A 26,321-nucleotide genomic window follows, 5' to 3' on the forward strand; every position below is an offset into this window, starting at 1 on the left:
CAAGCGATGCGAATTTTTTGTAGGGGCCGATCGATTTTGGCGCCACGTTTAAGGTGCAACCGTTAAACTACGCGCCGCGTGGACGGGTTGCCCCGATCGGGCAACCGTCCCCCCAAGAATGCGTGCGCGGTGCAGTCCGAGCCGATCCCGGACAGCAGGCCGACCATGCTTTTTGAGACACAGGAGAGGATGTGAAGAGTTCTATTCAACGGAACATCGGCCCGTTTGCATTGATGCTGACGGGGCTGGGTTCGATTATCGGCTCGGGCTGGCTGTTCGGTGCCTGGAAAGCCGCGAAGATCGCCGGTCCGGCGGCGATCTGCGCCTGGATCATCGGCGCTGTCGTCATTCTCGCGATTGCGCTGACGTATGCGGAACTGGGCGCGATGTTCCCCGAGTCGGGCGGCATGGTGCGTTACGCGCGCTACTCGCACGGTTCGCTGGTGGGTTTCATCAGTGCATGGGCCAACTGGATCGCGATCGTATCCGTGATCCCGATCGAGGCCGAAGCGTCGATCCAGTATATGAGCACGTGGCCGTATCCATGGGCGCACGCGCTGTTCGTGAACGGCGAGTTGACGACCCCAGGCCTGCTGCTGTCGGCCGTGCTGGTCGTCATCTACTTCATGCTGAACTACTGGGGCGTCAAGGCGTTCGCGCGGGCGAACACCGCGATCACGATCTTCAAGTTCCTGATCCCGGGCCTCACGATCCTCGGCCTGATGCTGACGAGCTTCCATTCGGAGAACCTCGGCACCGCCTCCAACGCGAGCTTCGCGCCGTACGGCTGGTCGGCCGTGCTGACCGCGGTCGCGACGAGCGGCATCGTGTTCGCGTTCAACGGTTTCCAGAGCCCGGTGAACCTGGCCGGTGAGGCGCGCAATCCGTCGCGCAGCGTGCCGTTCGCGGTGATCACGTCGATCCTGCTCGCACTCGTGATCTACGTGCTGCTGCAGATGGCCTACATCGGCTCGGTGAACCCGGCCGACGTCGCGAAGGGCTGGGCGCACTTCGACTTCTCGTCGCCGTTCGCGGAACTCGCGATCGCGCTGAACCTGAACTGGCTCGCGATCCTGCTGTACGTCGACGCGTTCATCAGCCCGAGCGGCACCGGTACGACCTACATGGCGACGACGACCCGCATGATCTACGCGATGGAGCGCAACAACACGATGCCGAAGATGTTCGGCAACGTGCACCCGATCTACGGCGTGCCGCGTCAGGCGATGTGGTTCAACCTGCTCGTGTCGTTCATCTTCCTGTTCTTCTTCCGCGGCTGGAGTTCGCTCGCGGCGGTGATCTCGGTCGCGACGGTGATCTCGTACCTGACGGGCCCGATCAGCCTGATGGCGCTGCGCCGCGCGGCGACCGACATCGAGCGTCCGCTGTCGATTCCGCTGATGAAGCTGATCGCCCCGTTCGCGTTCGTGTGCGCGTCGCTGATCCTGTACTGGGCGAAGTGGCCGCTGACGGGCGAAATCATTCTGCTGATGATCGTCGCGCTGCCGGTGTACTTCTACTTCCAGGCGAAGTCGGGCTGGACCGGCTGGGGTGCCGACCTGAAGGCCGCGTGGTGGCTGGTCGCGTACCTGCCGACGATGGCCGTGCTGTCGCTGATCGGCAGCAAGGAATTCGGCGGCTACGGCTACCTGCCGTACGGTTGGGACATGCTGATCGTCGCGGCGATCTCGCTGGTGTTCTACTTCTGGGGCGTGAATACCGGTTACCGGACCCAGTATCTCGACGAGCGCGAGTCGCACGACGAGATTCTCGAAGGCGTCGGTGTCTGACGCCCGGCCTGCCGCCGGATTCGGCGGCGGCAGGATGCAGTGAAAAAAGCCCGTCCGAGCGATGCTCGGACGGGCTTTTTGCTGGCCGGCGGTCGCGCCGCCGTCCAGGTTCAGGCGCCGGCGTTCGCGAACACGTAGTTCGTCATCGCGAGCACGCGCTGGTAGGTGCCGAGCGACTGGATGCCGAGCCGGTAGTCGTCGTCCGCCGCACCGAGTGCCGTGAAGACCGGCAGCAGGTGCTCGTCGGTCGGATGCATCAGCGCCGCGTGCGGTGCCTGCCGGCGGTAGTCGAGCAGCGCGTCGACGTCGCGCGACGCAAGTTTCGCCTCGAACCAGTCGGTGAATTCCGCGACGCGCGGGTCCGCGTCCTCGGGCGCCGCGCCGAAGTCGGCGGCGCGCAGGTTGTGCGTGATCTGGCCCGAGCCGATCACCATCACGCCTTCGTCCCGCAGCGGCCGCAGCGCGCGACCGAGCGCGAAGTGATGCGCGGCGTCCGCGCGCGGCTGGATCGACAACTGCGCGACCGGCACGTCGGCTTCCGGAAACATCAACAGCATCGGCACCCACGCGCCGTGATCGAGGCCGTGCTCGGTCGTCGCGGTCGCGATGCCGGCCGCGTTCAGCAGCGCGGCTGCGCGCTCGGCGACGTCGGGGGCGCCCGGCGCCGGATAGCGGATGTCGTACAGCGCCTGCGGGAACCCGTAGAAGTCGTGAATCGTGTCGGGATGCGCGGCGACGCTCGCGACCGGCCGTTGCGTGCCCCAGTGCGCGGACAGCATCAGCACCGCACGCGGACGCGGCAATTCGGCGCCGAGGTGCGTGAACGCGCCGGACGGCAGCGTCGGATCGATCGGCAGCGTCGGGGCGCCGTGAGACAGGTACAGCGAAGGTAAGCGGTTCATGATGGTGACCTGCAAAAGGGTTTGCCGCTGACTATAGGCGCGTACCGTGCATTGATAAACTGGCGTTCCGGAATTTGATTGACGCCTGAGCGTTGATAATTGCGTCGAGGTCCGGCTTTCGGGTGCCGGTTCGCATCGAATGACGTGAAATAGAAGGCGTTGCGGCGCAGATCGGCGGAAAAGCGTGCTGAAGAGGTGTAACTTACTACGCGTGCCGGATACCGGCCCACGGCGTCGTTTGCGGAGCGCTGAGCGCGAACAGGTCGAGAACACGCGTGACGGTCTGGTCGACGAGCTCCTCGATCGTCTTCGGCATCGCGTAGAACGCGGGCAGCGGGGGAAACACGATGCCGCCCATTTCGGTGACGGCGGTCATGTTGCGCAGATGGGCGAGGTTGAACGGCGTTTCGCGCACCATCAGCACGAGACGGCGGCGCTCCTTCAGCGTGACGTCGGCCGCGCGCGTGATCAGGTTGTCGGACAGCCCGTGCGCGACGCTCGCGAGCGTCTTCATCGAACAGGGCGCGATCACCATGCCGTCGATCGCGAACGAGCCCGACGCGATCGTCGCGCCGACGTCGCGCACCGAATGCACGACGTCCGCACGGCCTTCGACGTCGGCCTTCGGCAGCTTCAGTTCATGCTGGATGTTGAGCCAGCCGGCGTTCGAAATCAGCAGGTGCGTTTCGACGCCGCCGACGGCGCGCAGCAGGTCGAGCAGCCGCACACCGTAGATCGCGCCGGTGGCGCCGGTGATCGCGACGATCAGCCGGCGTGGCGGCGCGCTGGGAGATGCCATCGAAAAGAGGGCGGGTGCCGCGCGTCAGGCGGCGGCGAACAGTTGCTGCAGTTCGCCCGACTGGTACATCTCCATCATGATGTCCGAGCCGCCGATGAATTCGCCCTTCACGTAGAGCTGCGGGATGGTCGGCCAGTTCGAGAACGTCTTGATGCCCTGGCGGATTTCGTCGTCCTCGAGCACGTTGACCGTCTTGAACTGGTCGACGCCGCAGGCCTTCAGCACCTGCACGGCGCGGCCCGAGAAGCCGCACATCGGGAATTGCGCGTTGCCCTTCATGAAGAGCACGACCTGGTTTTCGTCGACGATTTGCTTGATACGTTGTTGGGTGTCCATGACTGACCTTGCGTTTGCGGGGCGTTAGATCGAAATGATAGCGGATTTCAACCGGGCGGGCCGGCCTTCAGCCCGGCCGGCGGCCGCCGGTCGTGCGTTCGATGGCGGCGAGATCGGCGCGCGATTCCACCGCGACGAAGCCGTGCGACGCCAGGATCGCGCGGACGGCTTCGGCCTGGTCGTAGCCGTGCTCGATCCACAGCGTGCCGCCCGGTTTCAGACGGGCGCCGGCGCCCGCGACGATCGTGCGGATCGCGCTGAGGCCGTCGGCATCGTCGGTGAGCGCGCCGCGCGGCTCGAAACGCAGGTCGCCCTGCGCGAGGTGCGGATCGTGCTGCGCGATGTACGGCGGGTTGCTGACGATCGTATCGAACGCGAGCGCCGGATCGAGCGCCGCGTACCAGTCGCTCTGCAGCCAGCGCAGCGGGCCGCCGGGGCGGTGCGCGTCGAGCAGCTTGTCGGCGTTGCGTTGCGCGACCGCGAGCGCGGCCGGCGAACGATCGAGCGCCCACACGCGCGCGTCGGGGCGCTCGGCCGCGATCGACACGGCGATCGCGCCGCTGCCGGTACCGAGATCGAGCACGGCCGCATGCGGCAGCCCGTCGATCGCATCGAGCGCCGCTTCGACGAGCAGCTCGGTCTCGGGGCGCGGGATCAGCACGTCGGGCGTCACGTCGAACGGGCGGCCGAAGAACTCGCGCATCCCGACCAGTTGCGCGACGGGCTCGCCGGCGACGCGGCGCGCTTCGAGCGCGCGGTAGCGTTCGACCGCGGCCGCGTCGAGCGGCGCGTCGCCGCGCGTGATCAGTTGCGTGCGGGTCCAGCCGAGGGCGTGCGCGAGCAGCACGCGTGCATCGACCGGGTCGAGCGGCGAGGCGCGCAGCAGGGCGTCGGCGGTGGCGTCGGACATCGCGGCCTCAGTCGGCGTCGCCGAGCGACGCGAGCAACTCGGCCTGATGCTCGGTGACGAGCGCGCCGATCAGTTCGTCGAGATCGCCGTCCATGATCGCCTCGAGCCGGTACAGCGTCAGGTTGATCCGGTGGTCGGTCATCCGGCCCTGCGGGAAGTTGTACGTGCGGATTCGCTCCGAGCGGTCGCCGGAGCCGATCAGGCTCTTGCGCGTCGCGGCTTCCTTCGCGTGCTGCTCGTGATACTGCTTGTCCTTGATGCGCGCGGCGAGGACCTTCAGCGCGCGATCCTTGTTCTTGTGCTGCGACCGGTCGTCCTGGCACTCGACGACGATCCCGGTCGGGATGTGCGTGACGCGCACCGCCGAATCGGTCTTGTTGATGTGCTGGCCGCCCGCGCCGGACGCGCGGAACGTGTCGATGCGCAGGTCGGCCGGATTGATCTCGACCTCGCCGATCTCGTCGGCTTCCGGCATCACGGCGACCGTGCACGCGGACGTATGGATGCGCCCCTGCGTCTCGGTGGCCGGCACGCGCTGCACGCGATGGCCGCCCGATTCGAACTTCAGACGCGAATACGCGCCCTGGCCGGCAATGCGTACGATCACTTCCTTGTAGCCGCCGAGATCCGACGGGCTTTCCGACATCATCTCGACCTGCCAGCGCTGGCGTTCCGCGAAGCGCAGGTACATGCGCAGCAGGTCGCCCGCGAACAGCGCCGATTCGTCGCCGCCCGTGCCCGCGCGGATTTCGAGGAAGATGTTGCGGTCGTCGTTCGGATCCTTCGGCAGCAGCATCTTCTGCAGCTCGGTCTCGAGGCGCGCCATGCCCTCGCGCGCGCTGCGGATTTCGTCTTCCGCGAAATCGCGCATCGACGGATCGGCGAGCAGTTCCTGCGCGGCCGTCTCGTCGCTGCGCGACTGGCGCCATAACGCGTATTGCTCGACGACCGGGCCGAGTTCCGCATGTTCGCGCGTCAGCTTGCGGTACTGGTCGAGGTCGGCCGTGACGTTCTCGCGGCTCAGCAGGTCGTTGAGTTCGGCCAGCCGGGTGGAAAGCTGGTCGAGCTTGCGTTGCATGCTCGTCTTCATGGTGTGGAGCGGCGCTCCCGGGCAAGGGGTATTCGGAAAGGATAGGCCGGCGGCGGGACAACGGCCGACGGCGGCAGGGCGACCGGGCGGCGCTAGTGGCCGGACTGGTCGTTCGAGCGCGGCGCGTGCTGGTAGAAGCCGCGCATCAGGTCGATCAGCGAATCGCGATCGGCGCCGTTGACGCGGTTGAGCGCGCTCGTCGGACCGTGGATCAGCTTGTTGGTCAGCGCCTGCGACAGTGCTTCGAGCACGGCGGCCGGATCGTCCCCGCGCGCGAGCAGCTTCTGTGCCTTCTCGACTTCGGCCCTGCGCAGCGCGTCGGCCTGCGTATGCATGTGACGGATCACCGGCACGACGCTGCGCGTGTCGAGCCATTGCATGAAATTCTGCACGCGCGTCTCGATGATCGCCTCGGCTTGAGCGACCGCTGCCTGGCGCGACGCGTTGCCTTCGCGCACGATCGCGCCGAGATCGTCGACGGTGTAGAGAAACACGTCCTTCAGCTTGCCGACTTCGGGCTCGATGTCGCGCGGCACCGCGAGGTCGACCATGAAGATCGGCCGGTGGCGGCGCGCCTTCACCGCGCGCTCGACCGCGCCGAGGCCGATGATCGGCAGCGTCGATGCGGTGCACGACACGATGATGTCGAATTCGTGCATGCGGGTAGGCAGGTCCGCCAGCGGCATCGCGCGGCCGTTGAAGCGTTCGGCGAGCCGCTGGCCGCGTTCGGCCGTGCGGTTCGCGACGACGAGTTCGCGCGGGCCCTGCGCGGCGAAGTGCGTCGCGCACAGCTCGATCATCTCGCCGGCGCCGATGAACAGCACGCGCTGATCCGACACCTTTTCGAAGATCCGTTGCGCGAGGCGAACCGCGGCGGCGGCCATCGACACCGACTGCGTGCCGATTTCGGTCGTGCCGCGCACTTCCTTGGCCACCGCGAACGTGCGCTGGAACAACTGGTTCAGATAGGTGCCGAGCGCGCCGGCTTCCGTCGCGGTGCGAACGGCGTCCTTCATCTGGCCCAGAATCTGGGTTTCGCCCAGCACCATCGAGTCGAGGCCGGACGCGACGCGGAACGCGTGCCGGACCGCTTCCGACTGCGGCAGCGCATAGACGTGCGGCGCGAGCTCGTCGACCGGGATCCGGTGATACTCCGACAGCCAGCGGACCGCGCCTTCGCGGGCCGCGCGATCGTCGGTCGCGCAATACAGTTCGGTGCGGTTGCAGGTGGACAGGATCGCCGCTTCGGGCGTATTGGGCGCCTGCGGGCCGAGAAACACGTTCTTGAACGTGGCGAGAGCCGGCTTGATCTGCTCGAGCGGAAACGCCACGCGTTCGCGCAGGGCGACAGGCGCAGTGTGGTGGTTGATTCCGATCGTGAGGAGTTGCATATCGAGGGCTATCGTTTAGCCCCATATTATAGCGTTTCGGTGATTTCCTCACTCGCTGCGTACCGGCCATCGGCGTGGCGGGGCCGCGAATTTGGGGGTTCGATCGGCACGCGGTCGAGCTGATAGCCGAAGCCGTAGAGCGGCAACAGCCGGTAGCCGCGCTCCGGAAGCAGTTGCAATTTGCTGCGCAGCCGGGACGCGTGCGTGTCGAGCGTGCGCGACTTCATGTCGCGGCGGCGCCCCCACACCGTTTCGAGGATATGGGCGCGCGACACGGGCCGCGACACGTTCGTGAGCAATAACTGCGCGAAGCGGAACTCCTTCGGCGTCAGTGAAACGATTGCGTCGTCGAAACGCACGAGGCAATGCGTGGCGTCGAATGCGTATTCGCCATACATTTCGCGCGAGCGGGCGGGTGCGCGGCGTACGCCGGCGCGCCGGATCAGCGCGTTGACGCGCGCGAGCAGCTCGGGCCCGCTCACGGGGCGCACGAGACAATCGTCGGCGCCCGCGTGCAGGCACGAGACGATTTCGCTCTCTCGCGCCGACGGCATCACGGCGATGGCCGGCAACCCGGGCAGGACCGCTTGCGCGCGCGGAATGACTTCCTGCGCCGGCTGGTCGCCGGCCCAGTGCCCCGTGACCAGCATGTCGCAGGTGTTGTCGGCGGCGAGCCACGCGAAGAATGCGGCGCTGGACGCAAATGCGTGACACACGTGACCGCCCGCGAAGAGCAGGCGGTTCAGGAGTGCGGCATGGCGCGACTCGGGATCGATCAGAGCGATTCGCATGAGAATTTCTTCAATACGGCAGCAGGCGCGCGCTTGCCATAACGTCGAGTCGGCCCCTACACTCGAACGTTCGCGGCGCCCGGTTGGTCTCGGGTTCGATGAATGAATCGATGCTAGCCGCTGGCAACGTTCACGCCTATGGGACGAATCTGAATTTATAGAAGGCGTCGAATGAACTGGTTTGGAATCCTTGTCCTGGGAGCGGCCGTCGGGCTGTTCGGCCGCTGGCTGCACCCGATGCGGCGCACGGGCCGGCCGGCGTGGTGGATCGCGGTGCTCGTCGGCATCGTGGGCGCGGCCGCCGCCCGCATGGTCGGCAATCTCTCGGGACTGTTTTACGATGGCGAGACGCTCGAATGGCCGGTCTGCACCGGCGTCGCGTTCGTCGCCGTAGCCGTGACGGTCGCGTTGTCGGCCCGTCGCTGAATGCTCTCAGGTGAAATCATGAATGCCCGTCTTCCCGAAGTCTCGCCGGTGCCGGCCCGCCTCGCGCTGCTGCGCGACGCCATGGCCCGCGAGAATCTGGCCGCCTATCTCGTGCCGTCCGCCGATCCCCATCTGTCCGAATACCTGCCCGAGCGCTGGCAGGCGCGCCGCTGGCTGTCCGGCTTCACGGGTTCGGTCGGCACGCTGGTCGTGACCGCGGATTTCGCGGGGTTGTGGGTCGACAGCCGCTACTGGGTGCAGGCCGACGCCGAGCTGGCGGGCACCGGCGTGCAGCTGATGAAGATGACGGGCGGGCAGCAGAGCGCGCCGCACGTCGACTGGCTCGCGCAGAACGTGGCGGCGGGCGCGACGGTCGGCGTCGACGGCGCCGTGCTCGGCGTCGCGGCCGCGCGCGCGCTGACGGCCGCGCTGAGCGCGCGCGGCATCGCGCTGCGTACCGACGTCGACCTGCTCGACGCGATCTGGCCCGAGCGGCCCGGGCTGCCCGGCGATGCGGTTTTCGAGCACGTGGCGCCGCAGGCGGACACGACGCGCGCGAGCAAGCTCGCCGAAGTGCGCCGCGCGATGCACGCGCAGGGCGCGCAATGGCACTTCGTGTCGACGCTCGACGATCTCGCGTGGCTGTTCAACCTGCGCGGCGCCGACGTCAACTTCAATCCGGTGTTCGTTGCGCACGCAATGATCGGCGCCGATCGCGCGACGCTGTTCGTCGCCGACGGCAAGGTGTCGCCGGCGCTGGCCGCGTCGCTCGCGCAGGATGGCGTCGACGTCCGCGCCTACGACGCCGCGCGCGCGGCGCTCGCGGCGCTGCCCGACGGCGCGACGCTGCTGATCGATCCGCGCCGCGTAACGTTCGGCACGCTCCAGGCCGTGCCGGCCGGCGTGAAGCTCGTCGAGGCCGTGAATCCGTCGACGTTCGCGAAGTCGCGCAAGACGTCCGCCGAGATCGAGCACGTACGCGTGACGATGGAGCACGACGGCGCCGCGCTTGCCGAATTCTTCGCGTGGTTCGAACAGGCCGTCAATCGCGAGACGATCACCGAGCTGACGATCGAGGAGAAGCTCACGGCCGCGCGCGCCCGCCGGCCCGGCTATGTATCGGCGAGCTTCGCGACGATCGCCGGCTTCAACGCGAACGGCGCGATGCCGCACTACCACGCGACGCGCGAGTCGCACGCGACGATCGCCGGCGACGGCCTGCTGCTGATCGATTCGGGCGGCCAGTACGTGACGGGCACGACCGACATCACGCGCGTCGTGCCGGTCGGTACCGTCAGCGACCTGCAGCGGCGCGATTTCACGATCGTGCTGAAGTCGATGATGGCGCTGTCGCGCGCCCGCTTCCCGCGCGGCATCCGCTCGCCGATGCTCGACGCGATCGCGCGCGCGCCGATGTGGGCGGCCGGGCTTGACTACGGCCACGGCACCGGGCATGGCGTCGGTTACTTCCTGAACGTGCACGAAGGCCCGCAGGTCATCTCGCACTATGCGCCCGCCGAGCCGTACACGGCGATGGAAGAGGGGATGATCACGTCGATCGAGCCGGGCGTGTACCGTCCGGGCCAGTGGGGCATCCGAATCGAAAACCTCGTCGTGAACCGGGCGGCCGGGCAGACGGAATTCGGCGATTTCCTCGCGTTCGAGACGCTGACACTGTGCCCGATCGACACGCGCTGCGTGCTGATCGAGATGCTGCACGACGAAGAGCGCGCGTGGCTGAACACGTATCACGCGACGGTGCGCGAGCGCGTCGGCCGGCACCTGAGCGGCGACGCGAAGGCGTGGCTCGACGCGCGCACGCAGCCGATCTGACGCAACGTGAGGCAACGGCCGGATCGCGATTCGGCAACGATCGAACGACGGCCGGACGATAACAGCGAGGGAAGGCAATGGCGGACACCGCGGTGATCGTAATCGACATGCAGCGCGGGCTGGTGGAGCGGGCGCAGCCCGCGTACCGGCTCGACGACGTGGTGTCGGGCATCAACCGGTTGACGGCGGCGGCGCGTGCGGCGAACGCGCCGGTGTGCTTCGTGCAGCACGACGGCGACGCGGACGACGACATCGTGCCCGGCACGCCGGGCTGGGAACTGCATGCGGGGCTGGTCGTCGGTCGAGCCGACTGGCGCGTGCGCAAGCAGGCAAGCGATGCGTTTCACGACACGCCGCTCGCGGCGCAGCTCGATCGCCACGGCATCCGTTCGGTGCTGATCTGCGGCTATGCGACCGAGTTCTGCGTCGATTCCGCCGCGCGCCGTGCCGCGCTGCTCGGCTACCGGGCGACCGTCGTGTCCGACCTGCACACGACGAACGAGCGCGCCCATCTGTCGGCGGCGCAGATCGTCGCGCACCACCACTTCATCTGGAACAACAATTCGCTGTCGGGCAACGCGGTGACGCCGCGGCCGCTCGCGGACGTGCTCGCCACGGAGTTCGCATGACGATCAAGGCAGTGGTGTTCGATTTCGGCGGCGTGCTGATCGACTGGAGCCCCGAGTACCTTTACCGTGAGCTGATTCCCGACGATGCCGAGCGCCGCTGGTTCCTCACGCACGTGTGCGCGATGGACTGGGTGGTCCGCCAGGACGGCGGGCAGACGATCGAGGAAGGCACGGCCGAACTCGTCGCGAAGTTTCCGGAGCACGAGGCGCTGATCCGCGCGTTCTACGCGCGCTGGCACGAGATGATCGGCGGCGTGCTGGAGGAGGGCGCGGCGCTCGTCGACCGGCTGGACGCGCAGCGGATGCCGCTGTTCGGGCTGACCAACTGGTCCGCGCAGACGTTTCCGTATGCCTGGGACAACTTCCCGGTGCTGCGCCGGTTCAAGGACATCGTCGTGTCGGGCCGCGTGAAGCTCGTGAAACCCGATCCGGCGATCTACCGCGAGATGCAGGCACGGATCGAGCCGCACCTGCCCGGCATCGCACCGCACGAGCTCGTGTTCATCGACGACAACGCGCACAACGCGGCGGCCGCGACGGCGCTCGGCTGGCATGGCATTCATCACACGAGCGCGGCGGCGACCGAGGCGCGGCTGCGCGAACTGGGCGCGCTCGCGTAAGCGGCGGGGCGAGCGTCGGGCGGATACAGAAAGCGGGCCATGAGCCCGCTTCTTCGTTGTGCCGTGCCGGTTGCGGCCCGCTTCGGCGCCGGCCCCGCGTGAGCGCGGCGCCGGTTGCCTGGGCCGCGCCGCTCAGCGGCTGATCGGCTTGTAGCGCAGACGCTTCGGCTTCGCGGCTTCCTCGCCGAGGCGCGCACGCTTGTCGGCTTCGTACTCCTGGTAGTTGCCGTCGAAGAACGTGACCTGCGAATCGCCTTCGAACGCGAGGATGTGCGTCGCGATCCGGTCGAGGAACCAGCGATCGTGCGAGATCACCATCACCGAACCCGCGAATTCGAGCAGCGCGTCTTCCAGCGCGCGCAGCGTTTCGACGTCGAGGTCGTTCGACGGTTCGTCCAGCAGCAGCACGTTGCCGCCCGAGATCAGCGTCTTCGCGAGATGCAGGCGGCCGCGCTCGCCGCCGGACAGGTTGCCGACGATCTTCTGCTGGTCGCCGCCCTTGAAGTTGAAGCGGCCGATGTACGCACGCGACGGCGTTTCGTACTTGCCGACCGTCAGCACGTCGGCGCCGCCCGAGATTTCCTCGAACACCGTCTTCGACCCGTCGAGCGCGTCGCGGCTCTGGTCGACGTACGCGAGCTTCACCGTCGGGCCCATCACGACTTCGCCCGAATCCGGCTGTTCCTTGCCGGTCAGCATCTTGAACAGCGTCGACTTGCCGGCGCCGTTCGGCCCGATGATGCCGACGATCGCGCCGGCCGGAATCTTGAAGCTCAGGTTGTCGATCAGCAGGCGGTCGCCGAACGACTTGCTGACGTTCTTGAACTCGATCACTTCATTGCCGAGGCGTTCGCCGGCCGGAATGAAGATTTCCTGCGTTTCGTTGCGCTTCTGGTATTCCTGGCTGCTCAGTTCCTCGAAGCGGGCGATACGCGCCTTCGACTTCGCCTGACGGCCCTTCGGGTTCTGGCGCACCCACTCCAGTTCCTTCTTGATCGCCTTCTGGCGTGCCGACTCCGACGCTTCTTCCTGCTTCAGGCGCTCTTCCTTCTGGTCGAGCCAGCTGCTGTAGTTGCCCTTCCACGGAATGCCGTGGCCGCGGTCGAGCTCGAGAATCCATTCGGCCGCGTTGTCGAGGAAGTAGCGATCGTGCGTGACCGCGACGACGGTGCCCGGGAAGCGCACCAGGAACTGCTCGAGCCAGTCGACCGATTCGGCGTCGAGGTGGTTGGTCGGTTCGTCGAGCAGCAGCATGTCGGGCTTCTCGAGCAGCAGCTTGCACAGCGCGACGCGGCGCTTTTCACCGCCGGACAGGTGCTCGATCTTCGCGTCCCACGGCGGCAGGCGCAGCGCGTCGGCGGCCACTTCGAGCTGCTGCTCGGGGCTGCCGCCGTCGCTCGACGCGAGGATCGCCTCGTACTTCGCCTGCTCGGCCGCGAGCGCGTCGAAGTCGGCGTCCGGTTCGGCATACGCGGCGTAGATTTCTTCCAGCTTCTTGTTGGCCTGGAACAGGTCGCCGAGGCCTTCCTCGACGGCTTCGCGCACGGTCTTCGTCGGATCGAGCTGCGGTTCCTGCGGCAGGTAGCCGATGTTCAGGTTCGGCATCGGCGTGGCTTCGCCCTCGATGTCCTTGTCGACGCCCGCCATGATGCGGATCAGCGTCGACTTGCCCGAGCCGTTCAGGCCGAGCACGCCGATCTTCGCGCCGGGAAAGAACGACAGCGAGATGTCCTTCAGGATCTGGCGCTTGGGCGGCACGATCTTGCCGACCCGGTTCATCGTGAAAACGTATTGGGCCATTTCGGTGTGAAAGTCAGAAGTGGTTGAGACGGCCGCGCAGCGCGCGCGGGCGTGGCGGCGTCGGGTGATTCGGTACGGAGCGTGCCGCGCGGGGCGCGGCGGTGCGAGCGCGTATTGTACTTCGCCGCCGGCTGCCGCTGGCACGGCGCAGGCCATTCGGCCGACCCGCGCTCACAGCCACGCGGCGACGCCGCCGTGCCCCGAGCACGTGCCGCGCCGGTGGCGGCTGAAGCTGTACGTGCCGTCGCGGCAGCGCGCGCTCGCGCCGTCCGGCACGCGGCCCGATTTCGAATGCGCGGGCGCATGCACGGTTTCGCCGTCGCGGTTGCGATACGTGTCGTGACGGTCGAGATCGGCTTCGTTGCCGTAGCCGGGCGACGCGCGATAGGCATGCGCCGGCGTGGGTAACGCGGCGCCCGCGGCGAAGAGCGCGGCGGACAGGGTCGCGACGTGTGTCGCGCGGCGGAGCAGGGCACGCATGGTCTCTCTCGTTCGGTTCGTTGTTATCGATGTCGGGCGATGTCGGGCCGACCGCCCGCGCCGCATGTTAGCGGATCGGCGCCGTGTATCCGCGCGACGCTACGTCGCGCCGGACATCGACGCCGCGCCGTCGGCCTGCGCGGCGTCGAGAATCCAGCGGCGGAACGCGGCAACCTTCGGCCGTTCCGCATGATGCGGCGGATAGACGAGGTAGTACGCGAAATCGTCGAGCCATGCGGCATCGGCAAGCTGCACGAGCCGGCCGCTCGCCAGCTCGCCGCGCACCATCGCGGCCGGCAGCAGCCCGGCGCCCTGGCCCGCGACGATCGCCTGCAGCAGCAGGCCCGAATCGTCGAACGCGGGGCCGCGCGGCGGGCCGAAATCGTCGATCCGCTGTGCGCCGAACCAGATGTGCCAACCCTTGCGTTCGGCGTCGTGCAACTGCGGCCAGCCGACGAGCGCGGCCGGCGTCGCCGGCATGCCGAGCCGCGCGACGAGTTCGGGCGACGCGAGCGCGACGATTTCCACCGTCAGCAGCCGTTCGCTGCATAGCCCGATGTAACGCCCGAGGCCGTGCCGGATCGCGACGTCGACGCCGTCGCGCGCGAAATCCGCGAGCGCGTGGCTCGTGACGACCTGCAGGTCGACGTCCGGGCACGCCTGCCGGAACTGCGCGAGGCGCGGGACGAGCCACGCGGACGCGAAGAACGGCGTGACGCTCACCGTCAGCACGCCGCTGTCGGCGGCGCCCGACACGCGCTGCGACGCATCGGCGATCTGCCGGAACGCGTTGCGCACGGGCGGCAGGTAGTCGCGGCCGGCGGCCGTCAGCAGGATCCCGCGGTTCACGCGCTCGAACAGTTGCACGCCGAGATGCGTCTCGAGCACGCGGATCATCTGGCTCACCGCGCCCGGCGTGACCGACAGCTCCTCGGCCGCCGACTTCACCGACAGGTGGCGGGCCGCGGCTTCGAAGGCGCGCAGTGCGTTGAGCGGCGGCAGGCGGGAACGATTCATTCAGTTTTTCTAAATCGAAAGGTCGACGAAATATCGTTTGAGGCGGCGCGTACGCGCGAGTACCGTTGATGCATCGGATCGCTTGTTTTGCGGCTGCCTGCCGGCAGCCGATGCGGTCAACATAGTTCAACTATATCCATGGGGCAACACGGCTGCCGCGCGGCGGCCGGTCGAACCTGAGAGGAGCATCGTCATGAACCGCCCGGGCGCGTCGCGCCTTTTCTATGGCTGGTACGTGGTGGCGGCCGCGTTCGCCGTCACGTTCGTCGGATTCGGCAGCGCGTATATGTTCAGCGCGTTCGTCGAGTCGTTGCAGCGGGATTTCGCCGCGTCGCGCGGCCAGATCTCGCTCGTGTTCTCGCTCGCCGGCTTCCTGTACTTCGGCTTCGGCATCGTCAGCGGGCCGCTGGCCGATCGTTTCGGCTCGCGGCGGCTCGCCGTCGCCGGGATGCTGCTGACCGGCGCGGGGCTCGCGGCCGCCGGCGCGGCGCATACGCTGCTGCAAGTCTATGTCGCGTACGGGCTCGGTGTCGGGTTCGGCGTCGGCTGCGCGTACGTGCCGGCCGTCGGTGCGGTGCAGCGCTGGTTCGTGCGCCGGCGCGGGTTCGCGTCGGGGCTCGCGGTCGCCGGGATCGGCGTCGGCACGCTGGTGATGCCGCCGCTCGCGTCCGCGCTGATCGCGCAGGTCGGCTGGCGCGGCGCGTACTTCACGCTGGCCGCGCTCGTGATCGTCCTGGGAGCCGGCATGTCGCTGCTGATCGAGAACGATCCGCGCAGGCGGGGATTGCTGCCGGACGGCGACGCACCCGGCGGCGGCAGTCGGGATGCCGCTGCTGCGTCGACCGGTGCGAACGTGCATGCCGGCGCGACGGTCCGCGAAGCCGTCACGTCGCGGCCGTTCGCGAGCCTGTATGCGGCCTGCCTCGTCTGCTCGTTCGGCGTGTTCGTCCCGTTCGTTCACCTCGTGCCGTACGCGCTCGATCATGGCGTCGCGCCGTCGACGGCCGTGCTGCTGCTCGGCGCGATTGGCGTGGGCAGCACGGCCGGCCGCTTCTTCCTCGGCGGCCTCGCCGATCGCTTCGGCCGCCGCGCATCGCTGCTCGCGATGTTCGCCGGCATGGCCGTCGCGCTCGTCGCATGGGCGGGCGCCGGCACCGTCGCGACGCTGGCCGCGTTCGCACTGGTGTTCGGCGTGTTCTACGGCGGCTGGGTCGCCGTGCTGCCGGCCGTCGTGATGGACTATTTCGGCGGGCGCAACGTGAGCGCGATCATCGGCATTCTGTACACGAGCGTCGCGTTCGGCACGCTGATCGGGCCGGCCGCCGCCGGCTTCATCTACGACGCGGGTGGCGGCTATCTCGTGCCGATCCTCGCGAGCGCCGCCGCGAATGCGATTGCGTTCGCGATCGTCGCGACCACCGGGCGTGCGCCGGCCGCCGCGCGTGCGACCGGCGCATAGCGCCGCGCGGCTGGGCGTGTCGCGCGGTTTCCGGTAGGGTAGCCGGACCGTCAACCATCGGCGTACGGTGGAGGAGGCATCGTGACATTCGACGAAGTCCGGCAGATCGCACTGGCATGGCGCGGCGTCGAGGAAGGCACGTCGTACGGCACGCCCGCGCTCAAGGTGAAGGGCAAGCTGCTCGCGCGGCTGCGCGAGGACGGCGACACGCTCGTCGTGAAGGGCGTCGGCCCCGACGAGCGTGCATGGCTGATCGAGTCGGCGCCCGACGTGTACTACGTGACCGATCACTATGTCGGCTGGCCGATCGTGCTGGTGCGCCTGTCGGCCGCGCGCCCCGACGCCGTGAAAAACCTGCTTCTGCGAGAATGGCTCTCGATCGTGCCGGCGAAGTGGCGGGACGAAGCCGCCCGCGACGCGAACTGAATGGCGCGCCCCGTGCTCGAGCCGCCGCCGGAACCAATCAACCGTTGCATCGGTTCGTATCGATGCAACGAGTGGTTCCATCGAAATTCCTCAATTGGTTCTTAGTGAAGAACCGTTTGGTGCTTACACTCCTTCGCTTCGAAGGCGGCTGACGACAGCCGACGGAACGGGCGTACGCGATGCGCCGGCGCTTGGCGCGCCGCATCGCACCCGCAGCTTCGCAGACTGCGCGGACGACCCCACCGGAGCGGCCCCATCCGGCCCATGCCCGCGTGCGACGCACGCGCGGCCGCGGCCGGACCCAAGAACGACAACTCCCCGCGCCGCCTTCACGCGACACCGGTCGTACCGGAACCGTTTTTTGGAGAGAGACAGATGAGTGGAAGCAACACGGGCCTCGGCACGGGCCTGAAGCAGCGTCACGTAACGATGATGTCGATTGCCGGCGTGATCGGCGCGGGCTTGTTCGTCGGCTCCGGGCACGCGATCGCGGAAGCCGGGCCGGCATCGATACTCGCGTATGCGATCGCGGGCGTGCTGGTCGTGCTGGTGATGCGCATGCTCGGCGAGATGGCCGTCGCGCATCCGGACAGCGGGTCGTTCTCGACCTATGCCGATCGCGCGATCGGCCACTGGGCCGGCTTCACGATCGGCTGGCTGTACTGGTGGTTCTGGGTGCTGGTGATCCCGATCGAGGCGACCGCCGCCGCGACCATCCTCAATGCGTGGTTCCCGGACATCGCGACGTGGATCTTCGCGCTCGGCATCACGCTGCTGCTCACCGTCACCAATCTCTTTTCCGTCAAGAACTACGGCGAATTCGAATTCTGGTTCGCGCTGATCAAGGTTGTCGCGATCGTCGTGTTCCTGTGCATCGGCGGCGCGGCGATCGTCGGCATCATTCCGGCACCGGCCGTGTCGGGCGTGTCGAACCTGTTCGTGCATGACGGCTTCATGCCGCACGGCGCGAGCGCGGTGCTGGCGGCGATGCTGACGACGATGTTCTCGTTCCTCGGCACCGAGATCGTGACGATCGCGGCCGCCGAATCGGACAACCCGCAACGCCAGATCGTGCGCGCGACGAATTCCGTCATCTGGCGTATCACGCTGTTCTATCTTGGCTCGATCCTCGTCGTCGCGGCCATCGTGCCGTGGAACGACCCGCTGCTGCCGAAGCACGGCTCGTATCAGCGCGCGATGGAACTGATCGGCGTCCCGAACGCGAAGGCGATCATCGACGTGATCGTGCTCGTATCGGTCGCGAGCTGCCTGAATTCGGCGCTGTACACGGCGTCGCGGATGCTGTTCTCGCTGTCCCGGCGCAAGGACGCGCCCGCGTTCCTGCATCGCACCGATTCGACCGGCACGCCGCGTGCGGCCGTGCTCGCGTCGACCGCGTTCGGTTTCCTGACCGTGATCGCGAACTACCTGATGCCGGAGCAGGTGTTCGGGTTCCTGCTCGCGACGTCGGGCGCGATCGCGCTGCTCGTGTATCTCGTGATCGCGGTCTCGCAACTGCGGATGCGCAAGACGCTCGAATCGGGCGGCGCCGATCTGACGCTGCGGATGTGGCTGTTCCCGTGGCTCACGTGGGCCGTGATCCTGTTCATCTGCGGCACGCTGACCGTGATGTTCGTCAGCGAGGATCACCGGATGGAAGTGGGCGCGACGGCCGTGCTGGCGTCGCTCGTGCTGCTTGCGTCGTGGTTGAACAAGCGGGGGCGCGATGCGCGGGCGGGTGAAGGGCGGCGCGTGTCGGCGACGTGATGGCGTGACGTGATGGCGTGACGTGATGGCGGGCGGAAAGCCCGCGCCGTGAAACATGGCCCGATCGGTGTTGCCGGTCGGGCCGTTTTTATTCCGCGATTGGCAGGATGTCGTCGCGGGATCAACGATCGGGCAACGATACTGAAGCGCGCCGGATCAAATCCGATTCGTCGCGCCCGTCGCGGTAATCGAAGCGGCCGACCGGCTATGCTCTGCGTCGGCCGGTATCGAAGCGCGGCTGCTGTGCCGGTGCGCAGTAGCGAGCACGTTCGCGTGTGTTCGCATCTTTGCATCAGGATTGGGCCTGATCTCGCGTCGAGGACAGTGTCTTCGTCATCTTCTTCGTCGATGCCGTCGCACAGATCGCTACCGCCGCAGGAAGCATGGATCCTCCACCCCATTCCTTGCGTGCGGACCTTTCGCATGAGGCGTCTCGCGCCTTCTTCCATTTTGAGATCCGCGCCTCGAGCGACGTTTTGCGCTCCGGGTGCGCGCGGACCTTTTTGTCGATAACGTGTTGCAGTTCGCGTTCCGCAACGATCTGATCGCGCCAGGCGCAGAAATTCATGCCGGTTTGGCTCGAAGCGCAGTGGTTCAAGAGCGCGGTGACTTCACTGGCCGGCAAACCGCTGCGCGCGGATATCTCGTCGGCCGGTGTCGGGTCGGCGAGTGCGGCAGCCGAAACCGCCATGAGCACCCATAGGCAGTGCTTCGTCATCGTGGCCTGCTAGCGGAATGATGCTGGGAGCATAAAGCGGAAAACCCCTTGCGGCACCATGGCCGCAAGGGGTTCTCCGTGAATTGCCGTACGCCTGGGAGATTCGCTCAAACGTTGAACAGGAAGTTCATCACATCCCCGTCGTGCACGACATATTCCTTCCCTTCCGCGCGCATCTTGCCGGCTTCCTTCGCGCCTTGCTCGCCCTTGTACGTGACGAAGTCGTCGAACGCGATCGTCTGTGCGCGGATGAAGCCGCGCTCGAAGTCGGTGTGGATTACGCCGGCCGCCTGCGGAGCGGTGTCGCCGATGTGGATCGTCCACGCGCGCACTTCCTTCACGCCCGCCGTGAAGTAGGTCTGCAGGCCGAGCAGCTTGAAGCCCGCGCGGATCACACGGTCGAGGCCCGGCTCTTCCATGCCCATGTCGGCGAGGAATGCCTCCTTGTCCGCGTCGTCGAGATCGGCGATTTCCGCCTCGATCGCCGCGCACACGGCGACCACCGGCGCATTTTCGCTTTCCGCGTACTTGCGCACCGCCTCGAGGTGCGGATTGTTCTCGAAGCCGTCGTCCTTCACGTTCGCGACATACATCGCCGGCTTCGCGGTGATCAGGCAGAACGGCTTGATCAGCGCCTGTTCGTCGTCCGACAGCGCGAGGCCGCGCACGGCCTTGCCCTGGTCGAGTTGCGCGCGCACCTTCTCGAGCACCGCGACGAGCTTCGCCGCTTCCTTGTCGTTGCCCGACTTCGCCGCCTTCGAATAACGCGTGAGCGCCTTCTCGATGGTGCCGAGGTCGGCGAGCGCGAGTTCGGTGTTGATCACTTCGATGTCGTCGATCGGGCTGACCTTGCCGGCGACGTGAATGACGTTCTCGTCCTCGAAGCAGCGCACGACGTGCGTGATCGCGTCGGTTTCGCGGATGTTCGCGAGGAACTGGTTGCCGAGGCCTTCACCCTTGCTCGCGCCCGCGACGAGGCCCGCGATGTCGACGAACTCGACGACGGCCGGTACGACACGCTCCGGCTTGACGATTTCGGAGAGCGCCTTCAGGCGCGTATCCGGCACTTCGACGATGCCGACGTTCGGCTCGATCGTGCAGAACGGGTAGTTCTCGGCGGCGATGCCGGCCTTGGTCAGCGCATTGAACAGGGTGGACTTGCCGACGTTGGGCAAGCCGACGATGCCGCATTTGAGACTCATGGAATCCTTCGGACGGGTGAGGCGGCGCGGCCGGACAGGGCACGGCGGCGCGGGAAAAAAGGGCGGCCGGCGCGTGGAGCGCGGCGGGCCGACGGTCAAAGACGCTATTGTACCGTGCCGGCGCCCCGGATTCCGGGCTGGCGCCGAACGGCCGATGCGGCGCGCCGCCGCGTCCGCGCACCGCGCCTGCGATTCTGCTGATTTCCCGCAAAGTCCGGCCGCGTAAGGGTTTGGCCCCGCGGCTATAATGCCCGCCATGACTGCCCACCACACCTTCGACGTCGCCGTGGTCGGCGGCGGGCTCGTCGGCAAGACGGCCGCGCTCGCGCTGACCCAGTCCGGCTACAAGACAGCCTTGCTCGCCCAGCCGGCCACGCCGCGCCCCGCCGATCTCGCGTTCGACACGCGCGTCTACGCGCTGTCGTCCAGTTCACAGGCGTTGCTCGAGCGGCTGCGGGTGTGGCAGGCGCTCGACCACGGCCGGCTCGCGCCGGTCTACGACATGCGCGTGTATGGCGACGCGCATGCCGAGCTGCATTTCTCCGCCTACCAGGCGTCCGTGCCGCAGCTCGCATGGATCGCCGAGTCGTCGCTGGTCGAGGCGTCGCTCGACGCCGCGCTGCGGTTCCAGCCGAACCTCACGTGGTTCGATGCGCGCGCGCAGGGTTTCGACGTGCGCGACGACGCGGCCGTGCTCACGCTGTCGTCGGGGCAGGTGCTCGAGGCCGATCTCGTCGTCGGCGCCGACGGCGCGCATTCGTGGGTGCGCTCCCAAATGGGGGCCAGGGTGGAGCGGCGCGACTACCGGCAGACGGGCGTCGTCGCGAACTTCAAGGCGTCGCGGCCGCACCGCGAGACGGCCTGGCAGTGGTTCCACGAAGGCGAGATCGTCGCGCTGCTGCCGCTGCCGGACGGTCACGTGTCGCTCGTGTGGTCCGCGCACACCGCGCATGCGGATGAATTGCTGGCGCTCGATCCGGCGCAGCTCGCGGCCGAGGTCGAGCGCGTGTCGCACGGCCAGCTCGGCACGCTCGAATGCGTGACGCCGGCCGCCGGCTTCCCGCTGGCGCTGCAGACGGTCGACAAGCTGATCGCGCCGCGCGTCGCGCTGGTCGGCGATGCCGCGCACCTGATCCACCCGCTCGCGGGGCAGGGGATGAACCTCGGCCTGCGCGACGTCGCCGCGCTCGCCGACGCGATCGCGGGCAAGGAAAGCTTCCGAAATCTCGGCGATACGGTGCTGCTGCGCCGCTACGAGCGTTCGCGCCGCGAGGACATCCGCGCGCTGATGGTCGCCACCGACGGCCTGCAGCGGCTGTTCGCGGTGCCCGGCTCGCTCGCGAAGGCGGTGCGCAATGCGGGCATGGCGTTCGTCGGCGCGCAGCCGCTCGTCAAGCGCTGGCTCGTGTCGGCCGCGCTCGGCTGATCGAACCTTCTGCCGCTGCACGGGTCGGAGACGGTTCCATAACGGCGTACACTGTGCCGAGCACTCCGATTGAGCTGAAGGAAGATTTCGATGAAAAAAACGATCCGCATCGCATCGCTGGCGCTGGCCGTCGCGATGGCGACGCTGGGCTGCACCGCGCAGGCCGACCAGACCACCGACAAGCTGAAGGCCACGCTGCAAGCCCGTCTCGGCAACGACGCGCCGATCAAGAGCGTGTCGAAATCGCCGGTTGCAGGGCTTTACGAAGTGAACCTCGGCTCGCAGATCATCTATAGCGACGCGGCGGGTGACTACGTGCTGCTCGGCGATCTCGTCGACGCCAAGACGCACAAGAACCTGACCGACGCCCGCCTGTCCGAAATCAACAAGATCGATTTCGCGAGCCTGCCGTTCGCGAATGCGATCAAGGTCGTCAAGGGCAACGGCGCTCGCAAGATCGCGGTGTTCTCCGATCCGAACTGCCCGTACTGCAAGAAGCTCGAGACGACGCTGCAGTCGGTCGACAACGTGACCGTCTACACGTTCCTGTACCCGGTGCTGTCGCCGGATTCGACCGCGAAGTCGAAGGCGATCTGGTGCGCCACCGACCGCGCGAAGACGTGGGCGAGCTGGATGCTCGACCACCGCGCGCCGTCCGGCCCTGGTACCTGCGATACCAGCGCGCTCGACAAGAACCTCGCGCTGGGCCGCGGGATGAACGTCACGGGCACGCCGACGATCTTCCTGCCGGACGGCCGCCGCCTGCCGGGCGCGGTATCGGCCGACCAGCTCAACCAGGCGCTCGCCTCGAGCAAGTAACCGACTGCACGCCGGGCGCATGGCCCGGCCAGCGAGGGGCGCCCGCACGATCTGCCGGCGCCTCTCTTCGTTTTCGCCGCCGTATTCGACCGACCGATTGCCACGATGACCCAGCCGATCCGCTATTCGATTGTCCCGAAAGATCTTGCCGCGCACCTGTTCGAAGTGACGGTGACGGTTGCCGATCCCGATCCCGAAGGCCAGCGTTTCTCGCTGCCGGTATGGATTCCGGGCAGCTATCTCGTGCGCGAGTTCGCGCGCAACATCGTGACGCTCGGCGCGTTCAACGACGCGGGCCGCAAGGTGCGCATCGCGAAGACCGACAAGCATACGTGGCAGGCCGCGCCCGTCACCGGCGCGCTGACGCTGCGCTACGACGTGTATGCGTGGGACCTGTCGGTGCGCTCCGCCTATCTCGACGAATCGGGCGGCTTCTTCAACGCGACGGCCGTATTCCTGAGCGTCGCGGGCCGCGAGGAGGCGCCCTGCGAAGTCGACATCGCGAAACCGGCCGGCGCGGCGTTCCGCACGTGGCGTGTCGGCACCGCGCTGCCCGAGGCGCGCGGCACGAAGCGCTACGGTTTCGGCGCGTATCGCGCGGCGAACTACGACGAACTGTCCGACCATCCGGTGACGATCGGCGAATTCGCGCTCGCGACGTTCGACGCGCACGGCGTGCCGCATGACATCGTGATTGCAGGGCGCGTGACCCAGCTCGACCTGGAGCGGCTGCGTACCGATCTGAAGCGCGTGTGCGAAGCGCAGATCGCGCTGTTCGAGCCGAAATCGAAGAAGGCGCCGATGGACCGCTACGTGTTCATGACGCTTGCAGTCAGCGACGGCTACGGCGGCCTCGAGCATCGCGCGTCGACCGCGCTGATCTGCAACCGGACCGACCTGCCGGTGAAAGGGCGCCCCGAAACGACGGAAGGCTATCGCACGTATCTCGGGCTTTGCAGCCACGAGTATTTCCACACGTGGAACGTGAAGCGCATCAAGCCGGCGGCGTTCGTGCCGTACGACCTCACGCGCGAGAACTACACGTCGCTGTTGTGGCTGTTCGAGGGCTTCACGTCGTATTACGACGACCTGATGCTGGTCCGCAGCAGGCTGATGTCGCAGGACGAATATTTCGCGGCGCTGGGCCGCACCATCGGCGGCGTGCTGCGCGGCACGGGCCGGCTCAAGCAGAGCGTCGCGGAAAGCTCGTTCGACGCGTGGATCAAGTACTACCGCCAGGACGAGAACGCGACCAACGCGATCGTCAGCTATTACACGAAGGGCTCGCTCGTCGCGCTGGCATTCGATCTCGCGATCCGTGCGCGCACGCGCAACCGGAAGTCGCTGGACGACGTGATGCGCCTGCTGTGGCAACGCTACGGCCGCGACTTCTATCGCGGCAAGCAGGCGGGCGTCGAGGAAAACGAAGTCGAGGCGCTGATCGAGGAAGCGACGGGCGTCGCGCTCGGCCGCCTGTTCGCCGACGCCGTGCACGGCACGCGCGATCTGCCGCTTGCCGAACTGCTCGCGCCGTTCGGCGTGACGCTGGCGCCCGACGTCGCGACCGGCGCGGCCGCGAAGCCGACGATCGGCGCGCGTTTGCGCGGCGGCGCGGACTGCACGCTCGCGGCGGTCTACGAAGGCGGCGCCGCGCATCGCGCGGGGTTGTCGGCCGGCGACACGCTGATCGCGGTCGACGGGCTGCGCGTGACGGGCGCGAACCTCGATGCGCTGCTCGCGCGCTACCGGCCGGGCGACAAGGTGGAGGTTCACGCGTTTCGCCGCGACGAGCTGCGCACCGCGAAACTGAAGCTCGACGGCCCGGACGTCACGCGCTACCGGCTGACGGCGGCCGCGAAGCCGGCTGCGGCCACGAAGGCCCGCGAAGCCTGGCTGAAGGGATAATCGTCCGAAAGCGGGTATCGGGGCGCGATCAAGGATTGTTCTGCTGCTGCAACAATCCGTCGCCCTGGGCCCGCTTTTTCGCGGTCATGCGGCCACGCACAATGGCGTCACTCGCGCTACCGAAGCGCAACCCCACCGGAGCCTGACATGACGACCATTCTGCAAATCAATTCCGCTGCGCGTTCGCAAGGTGCGCAATCCACGCTGCTGGCCAACGAACTGACGGCAAAGCTGCAACAATCGAACCCCGGCGCGAACGTCGTGGTTCGCGATCTGCTGGCCGATGCGCTGCCGCACCTCGACGAATCGGTGCTCGGCGCATTCTTCACGCCGGCCGACAAGCGCACCGCGGAACAGAATGCGATCGTCGCGAAGAGCGATGCGCTGATCGCCGAGTTGCAGGCTGCCGACATCATCGTGATCGGCGCACCGATGTACAACTTCGGCATCTCGTCGCAACTGAAGACGTATTTCGACTGGATCGCCCGCGCAGGCGTCACGTTCCGCTACACCGAGAACGGTCCGGAAGGCCTGATCAAGGGCAAGAAGGTTCACGTGGTGACGGCCCGCGGCGGCAAGTACGCCGGCACGCCGAACGACAGCCAGACGCCGTACCTGCGCACGTTCCTCGGCTTCATCGGCCTGACCGACGTGAGCTTCATCTTCGCGGAAGGCCTGAACCTCGGCCCGGATGCGCAAAGCGCCGCGCTCGCCAGCGCGCGCGAAGCAATCGCCGCCGCGTAACGCGTGAGGTCGACGCGGGTGCAACGCACCGGCTGCGTCACCCGATAAAAAACGCCGCGCCCCGAAAGGGGCGCGGCGTTGTTGCATTCGGGCCGGCAAACCCGCCGCCTGGGCCGTTACGCGAGCGTTTCGGCCACGTCCGGCAGACGCCAGTCGATCGGTTCGCGGCCTGCTTCGACCAGATAGTCGTTCGCGAGCGCGAAATGGCGGCAGCCGAGGAAGCCGCGATGCGCGGACAGTGGCGACGGATGCGGCGCCTCGAGCACGCAATGCGCGTTCGCGTCGAACAGTGCGCGCTTGGCCTGCGCGTGCGCGCCCCACAGCATGAACACGAGCCCGCGATGACGGCCGGCGAGCTCGCGGATCAGCGTGTCCGTGCATTGCTCCCAGCCGCGCTTCGCATGGCTCGCTGCCGCGCCGCGCTCGACCGTCAGCACGGTGTTGAGCAGCAGCACGCCCTGGCGCGCCCACGTGTCGAGGCAGCCGTGCCGCGGCGTGTCGTGACCGAAGTTCGCGGCGATTTCCTTGAAGATGTTGCGCAGCGACGGCGGCGTGCGGACGGCCGGCGGCACCGAGAACGCGAGGCCGTGCGCCTGCGGCGTGCCGCGATCGTCGCCGTGGTACGGATCCTGGCCGAGGATCACGACCTTCACGTCGTCCGGGCTCGTCAGGCGCAGCGCGCGGAACACGTCGGTCGGGTAGACCGTCTTGCCGGCCGCACGCTCCTCATCGACGAAGCGGCACAGCGGCGCGTACGCGTCGCTGTCGGTGAACGGTTTCAGCACGTCGCGCCAGACAGCCGGCAGCGCGTCGAATTGCGCGGCGAGATGCGGTACGTCGGCGGCGACGGGCTTCGGGGTCGCGGCCGAGGCCGAGGCTGGCGCGGGTGCGGGTGCTGCGGTTTTCTTCGCTGCTTTGCGCCGAGCGGCAGGCGGCTCGGAAGCCGGGGACGGAATATCGTCCGGTGCCGTTTCCGGCACGGGATCGTCGAACAGCGACGCCTGTTGCGGCGCGCGGGAAGTCTTGCGGGTTGCCATGCGT

General features: G+C 67.6%; 25 protein-coding genes. 12 read left to right on the forward strand and 13 right to left on the reverse strand.

What is annotated here, in order from left to right; translation table 11 throughout:
- Positions 1–191 precede the first annotated feature (191 nt).
- Positions 192–1,790, forward strand: a complete 1,599-nt coding sequence (locus LGN10_RS30940; RefSeq protein ID WP_059577105.1) for an APC family permease — start codon at positions 192–194, stop codon at positions 1,788–1,790.
- A gap of 110 nt (positions 1,791–1,900) precedes the next feature.
- Here the strand turns inward: LGN10_RS30940 and LGN10_RS30945 are convergent, their stop codons facing one another.
- The 7 genes from LGN10_RS30945 to LGN10_RS30975 form a co-directional block, all read right to left on the reverse strand.
- Positions 1,901–2,692, reverse strand: a complete 792-nt coding sequence (locus LGN10_RS30945) for a DODA-type extradiol aromatic ring-opening family dioxygenase (RefSeq protein ID WP_226226042.1) — start codon at positions 2,690–2,692, stop codon at positions 1,901–1,903.
- Positions 2,693–2,897: 205 nt separating this feature from the next.
- Positions 2,898–3,491, reverse strand: coding sequence for a UbiX family flavin prenyltransferase (locus LGN10_RS30950; protein ID WP_226226043.1), 594 nt, complete (start codon positions 3,489–3,491; stop codon positions 2,898–2,900).
- A gap of 24 nt (positions 3,492–3,515) precedes the next feature.
- Positions 3,516–3,827, reverse strand: coding sequence for a Grx4 family monothiol glutaredoxin (gene grxD, locus LGN10_RS30955; protein ID WP_060965513.1), 312 nt, complete (start codon positions 3,825–3,827; stop codon positions 3,516–3,518).
- 67 nt (positions 3,828–3,894) lie between these two features.
- On the reverse strand, positions 3,895–4,737 hold the full coding sequence (gene prmC / locus LGN10_RS30960) for a peptide chain release factor N(5)-glutamine methyltransferase (RefSeq protein WP_226226045.1): 843 nt from the start codon (positions 4,735–4,737) through the stop codon (positions 3,895–3,897).
- A 7-nt stretch (positions 4,738–4,744) separates the two neighbouring features.
- Positions 4,745–5,827 (reverse strand): peptide chain release factor 1, encoded by a 1,083-nt coding sequence (gene prfA, locus LGN10_RS30965; protein WP_059577095.1) that lies wholly within the window; start codon positions 5,825–5,827, stop codon positions 4,745–4,747.
- A 92-nt stretch (positions 5,828–5,919) separates the two neighbouring features.
- The gene (gene hemA, locus LGN10_RS30970; protein WP_059577092.1) at positions 5,920–7,218 is read right to left on the reverse strand and encodes a glutamyl-tRNA reductase; all 1,299 of its coding nucleotides are present in this window, start codon (positions 7,216–7,218) and stop codon (positions 5,920–5,922) included.
- Between the two features lie 26 nt (positions 7,219–7,244).
- Positions 7,245–8,009 (reverse strand): response regulator transcription factor, encoded by a 765-nt coding sequence (locus LGN10_RS30975; protein ID WP_060965515.1) that lies wholly within the window; start codon positions 8,007–8,009, stop codon positions 7,245–7,247.
- A 171-nt stretch (positions 8,010–8,180) separates the two neighbouring features.
- Between LGN10_RS30975 and LGN10_RS30980 the strand changes: the two genes are divergently transcribed.
- From LGN10_RS30980 to LGN10_RS30995, 4 genes are all read left to right on the forward strand, one after another.
- A complete protein-coding gene (locus LGN10_RS30980; RefSeq protein WP_059640126.1) occupies positions 8,181–8,435 on the forward strand; it encodes a hypothetical protein in 255 nt (84 codons plus the stop codon).
- Between the two features lie 18 nt (positions 8,436–8,453).
- Positions 8,454–10,268, forward strand: a complete 1,815-nt coding sequence (locus tag LGN10_RS30985; RefSeq protein ID WP_226226046.1) for an aminopeptidase P family protein — start codon at positions 8,454–8,456, stop codon at positions 10,266–10,268.
- Positions 10,269–10,345: 77 nt separating this feature from the next.
- Positions 10,346–10,897: a cysteine hydrolase family protein gene (locus LGN10_RS30990; RefSeq protein ID WP_226226048.1), complete on the forward strand. Its 552-nt coding sequence runs from the start codon at positions 10,346–10,348 to the stop codon at positions 10,895–10,897.
- Positions 10,894–11,517 carry an HAD family hydrolase gene (locus LGN10_RS30995; RefSeq protein ID WP_059577077.1) on the forward strand — a complete coding sequence of 208 codons (624 nt, stop codon included), beginning with the start codon at positions 10,894–10,896 and terminating at the stop codon, positions 11,515–11,517. Before LGN10_RS30990 ends, LGN10_RS30995 begins: the two co-directional genes overlap by 4 nt.
- 132 nt (positions 11,518–11,649) lie before the next feature.
- Here LGN10_RS30995 and ettA read toward each other — a convergent pair whose 3' ends face one another.
- The 3 genes from ettA to gcvA all read right to left on the reverse strand — a co-directional run bounded on the left by ettA (position 11,650) and on the right by gcvA (position 14,814).
- A complete protein-coding gene (gene ettA / locus LGN10_RS31000) occupies positions 11,650–13,317 on the reverse strand; it encodes an energy-dependent translational throttle protein EttA (RefSeq protein ID WP_006494122.1) in 1,668 nt (555 codons plus the stop codon).
- 171 nt (positions 13,318–13,488) lie between these two features.
- Positions 13,489–13,797, reverse strand: a complete 309-nt coding sequence (locus tag LGN10_RS31005) for a DUF3761 domain-containing protein (RefSeq protein WP_060965518.1) — start codon at positions 13,795–13,797, stop codon at positions 13,489–13,491.
- 99 nt (positions 13,798–13,896) lie between these two features.
- A complete protein-coding gene (gene gcvA, locus LGN10_RS31010) occupies positions 13,897–14,814 on the reverse strand; it encodes a transcriptional regulator GcvA (RefSeq protein WP_124659028.1) in 918 nt (305 codons plus the stop codon).
- Between the two features lie 193 nt (positions 14,815–15,007).
- On the opposite strand from gcvA, the gene LGN10_RS31015 reads away from it, so the two are divergent.
- From LGN10_RS31015 to gabP, 3 genes are all read left to right on the forward strand, one after another.
- Entirely contained in the window at positions 15,008–16,273 is a 1,266-nt protein-coding gene (locus tag LGN10_RS31015; protein WP_124659027.1) for an MFS transporter, read from the forward strand.
- Between the two features lie 81 nt (positions 16,274–16,354).
- On the forward strand, positions 16,355–16,699 hold the full coding sequence (locus LGN10_RS31020; RefSeq protein ID WP_124659026.1) for an MmcQ/YjbR family DNA-binding protein: 345 nt from the start codon (positions 16,355–16,357) through the stop codon (positions 16,697–16,699).
- 375 nt (positions 16,700–17,074) lie between these two features.
- Complete coding sequence (gabP, locus tag LGN10_RS31025) at positions 17,075–18,466, forward strand: GABA permease (protein ID WP_124659025.1); 1,392 nt, start codon at positions 17,075–17,077, stop codon at positions 18,464–18,466.
- Positions 18,467–18,758: 292 nt separating this feature from the next.
- Here the strand turns inward: gabP and LGN10_RS31030 are convergent, their stop codons facing one another.
- Both LGN10_RS31030 and ychF read right to left on the reverse strand, forming a co-directional pair.
- Entirely contained in the window at positions 18,759–19,184 is a 426-nt protein-coding gene (locus LGN10_RS31030) for a lysozyme inhibitor LprI family protein (RefSeq protein ID WP_226226050.1), read from the reverse strand.
- A gap of 107 nt (positions 19,185–19,291) precedes the next feature.
- Positions 19,292–20,386: a redox-regulated ATPase YchF gene (gene ychF, locus LGN10_RS31035; RefSeq protein WP_006482062.1), complete on the reverse strand. Its 1,095-nt coding sequence runs from the start codon at positions 20,384–20,386 to the stop codon at positions 19,292–19,294.
- Positions 20,387–20,633: 247 nt separating this feature from the next.
- Here ychF and LGN10_RS31040 point away from each other — a divergent pair, with 247 nt between their 5' ends.
- The 4 genes from LGN10_RS31040 (at position 20,634) to LGN10_RS31055 (ending at position 25,280) form a co-directional block, all read left to right on the forward strand.
- Complete coding sequence (locus LGN10_RS31040; RefSeq protein ID WP_060965524.1) at positions 20,634–21,812, forward strand: UbiH/UbiF family hydroxylase; 1,179 nt, start codon at positions 20,634–20,636, stop codon at positions 21,810–21,812.
- 90 nt (positions 21,813–21,902) lie between these two features.
- Complete coding sequence (locus LGN10_RS31045; RefSeq protein ID WP_059577055.1) at positions 21,903–22,631, forward strand: DsbC family protein; 729 nt, start codon at positions 21,903–21,905, stop codon at positions 22,629–22,631.
- A gap of 105 nt (positions 22,632–22,736) precedes the next feature.
- Entirely contained in the window at positions 22,737–24,536 is a 1,800-nt protein-coding gene (locus LGN10_RS31050) for a M61 family metallopeptidase (protein ID WP_226226051.1), read from the forward strand.
- Between the two features lie 147 nt (positions 24,537–24,683).
- Positions 24,684–25,280 carry an FMN-dependent NADH-azoreductase gene (locus LGN10_RS31055; protein WP_059577049.1) on the forward strand — a complete coding sequence of 199 codons (597 nt, stop codon included), beginning with the start codon at positions 24,684–24,686 and terminating at the stop codon, positions 25,278–25,280.
- Positions 25,281–25,396: 116 nt separating this feature from the next.
- Here LGN10_RS31055 and LGN10_RS31060 read toward each other — a convergent pair whose 3' ends face one another.
- Complete coding sequence (locus LGN10_RS31060; protein ID WP_226226053.1) at positions 25,397–26,317, reverse strand: uracil-DNA glycosylase; 921 nt, start codon at positions 26,315–26,317, stop codon at positions 25,397–25,399.
- Positions 26,318–26,321: the final 4 nt, after the last annotated feature.

It is taken from the genome of Burkholderia sp. AU32262 (assembly GCF_020419985.1).
Lineage (GTDB): Bacteria > Pseudomonadota > Gammaproteobacteria > Burkholderiales > Burkholderiaceae > Burkholderia > Burkholderia semiarida.

Coding starts and splice junctions, on each gene's coding strand:
- LGN10_RS30950 (WP_226226043.1), bottom strand. CDS start 3,491: ATGGCATCTCCCAGCGCGCCGCCACGCCGGCTGATCGTCGCGATCACC.
- LGN10_RS31045 (WP_059577055.1), top strand. CDS start 21,903: ATGAAAAAAACGATCCGCATCGCATCGCTGGCGCTGGCCGTCGCGATG.
- ettA (WP_006494122.1), bottom strand. CDS start 13,317: ATGGCCCAATACGTTTTCACGATGAACCGGGTCGGCAAGATCGTGCCG.
- LGN10_RS31055 (WP_059577049.1), top strand. CDS start 24,684: ATGACGACCATTCTGCAAATCAATTCCGCTGCGCGTTCGCAAGGTGCG.
- gcvA (WP_124659028.1), bottom strand. CDS start 14,814: ATGAATCGTTCCCGCCTGCCGCCGCTCAACGCACTGCGCGCCTTCGAA.
- LGN10_RS31005 (WP_060965518.1), bottom strand. CDS start 13,797: ATGCGTGCCCTGCTCCGCCGCGCGACACACGTCGCGACCCTGTCCGCC.
- grxD (WP_060965513.1), bottom strand. CDS start 3,827: ATGGACACCCAACAACGTATCAAGCAAATCGTCGACGAAAACCAGGTC.
- LGN10_RS31030 (WP_226226050.1), bottom strand. CDS start 19,184: ATGACGAAGCACTGCCTATGGGTGCTCATGGCGGTTTCGGCTGCCGCA.
- hemA (WP_059577092.1), bottom strand. CDS start 7,218: ATGCAACTCCTCACGATCGGAATCAACCACCACACTGCGCCTGTCGCC.
- LGN10_RS31015 (WP_124659027.1), top strand. CDS start 15,008: ATGAACCGCCCGGGCGCGTCGCGCCTTTTCTATGGCTGGTACGTGGTG.
- LGN10_RS30945 (WP_226226042.1), bottom strand. CDS start 2,692: ATGAACCGCTTACCTTCGCTGTACCTGTCTCACGGCGCCCCGACGCTG.
- prmC (WP_226226045.1), bottom strand. CDS start 4,737: ATGTCCGACGCCACCGCCGACGCCCTGCTGCGCGCCTCGCCGCTCGAC.
- LGN10_RS31060 (WP_226226053.1), bottom strand. CDS start 26,317: ATGGCAACCCGCAAGACTTCCCGCGCGCCGCAACAGGCGTCGCTGTTC.
- LGN10_RS30980 (WP_059640126.1), top strand. CDS start 8,181: ATGAACTGGTTTGGAATCCTTGTCCTGGGAGCGGCCGTCGGGCTGTTC.
- ychF (WP_006482062.1), bottom strand. CDS start 20,386: ATGAGTCTCAAATGCGGCATCGTCGGCTTGCCCAACGTCGGCAAGTCC.
- LGN10_RS31040 (WP_060965524.1), top strand. CDS start 20,634: ATGCCCGCCATGACTGCCCACCACACCTTCGACGTCGCCGTGGTCGGC.
- LGN10_RS30995 (WP_059577077.1), top strand. CDS start 10,894: ATGACGATCAAGGCAGTGGTGTTCGATTTCGGCGGCGTGCTGATCGAC.
- LGN10_RS30990 (WP_226226048.1), top strand. CDS start 10,346: ATGGCGGACACCGCGGTGATCGTAATCGACATGCAGCGCGGGCTGGTG.
- LGN10_RS31050 (WP_226226051.1), top strand. CDS start 22,737: ATGACCCAGCCGATCCGCTATTCGATTGTCCCGAAAGATCTTGCCGCG.
- LGN10_RS30985 (WP_226226046.1), top strand. CDS start 8,454: ATGAATGCCCGTCTTCCCGAAGTCTCGCCGGTGCCGGCCCGCCTCGCG.
- LGN10_RS30975 (WP_060965515.1), bottom strand. CDS start 8,009: ATGCGAATCGCTCTGATCGATCCCGAGTCGCGCCATGCCGCACTCCTG.
- prfA (WP_059577095.1), bottom strand. CDS start 5,827: ATGAAGACGAGCATGCAACGCAAGCTCGACCAGCTTTCCACCCGGCTG.
- gabP (WP_124659025.1), top strand. CDS start 17,075: ATGAGTGGAAGCAACACGGGCCTCGGCACGGGCCTGAAGCAGCGTCAC.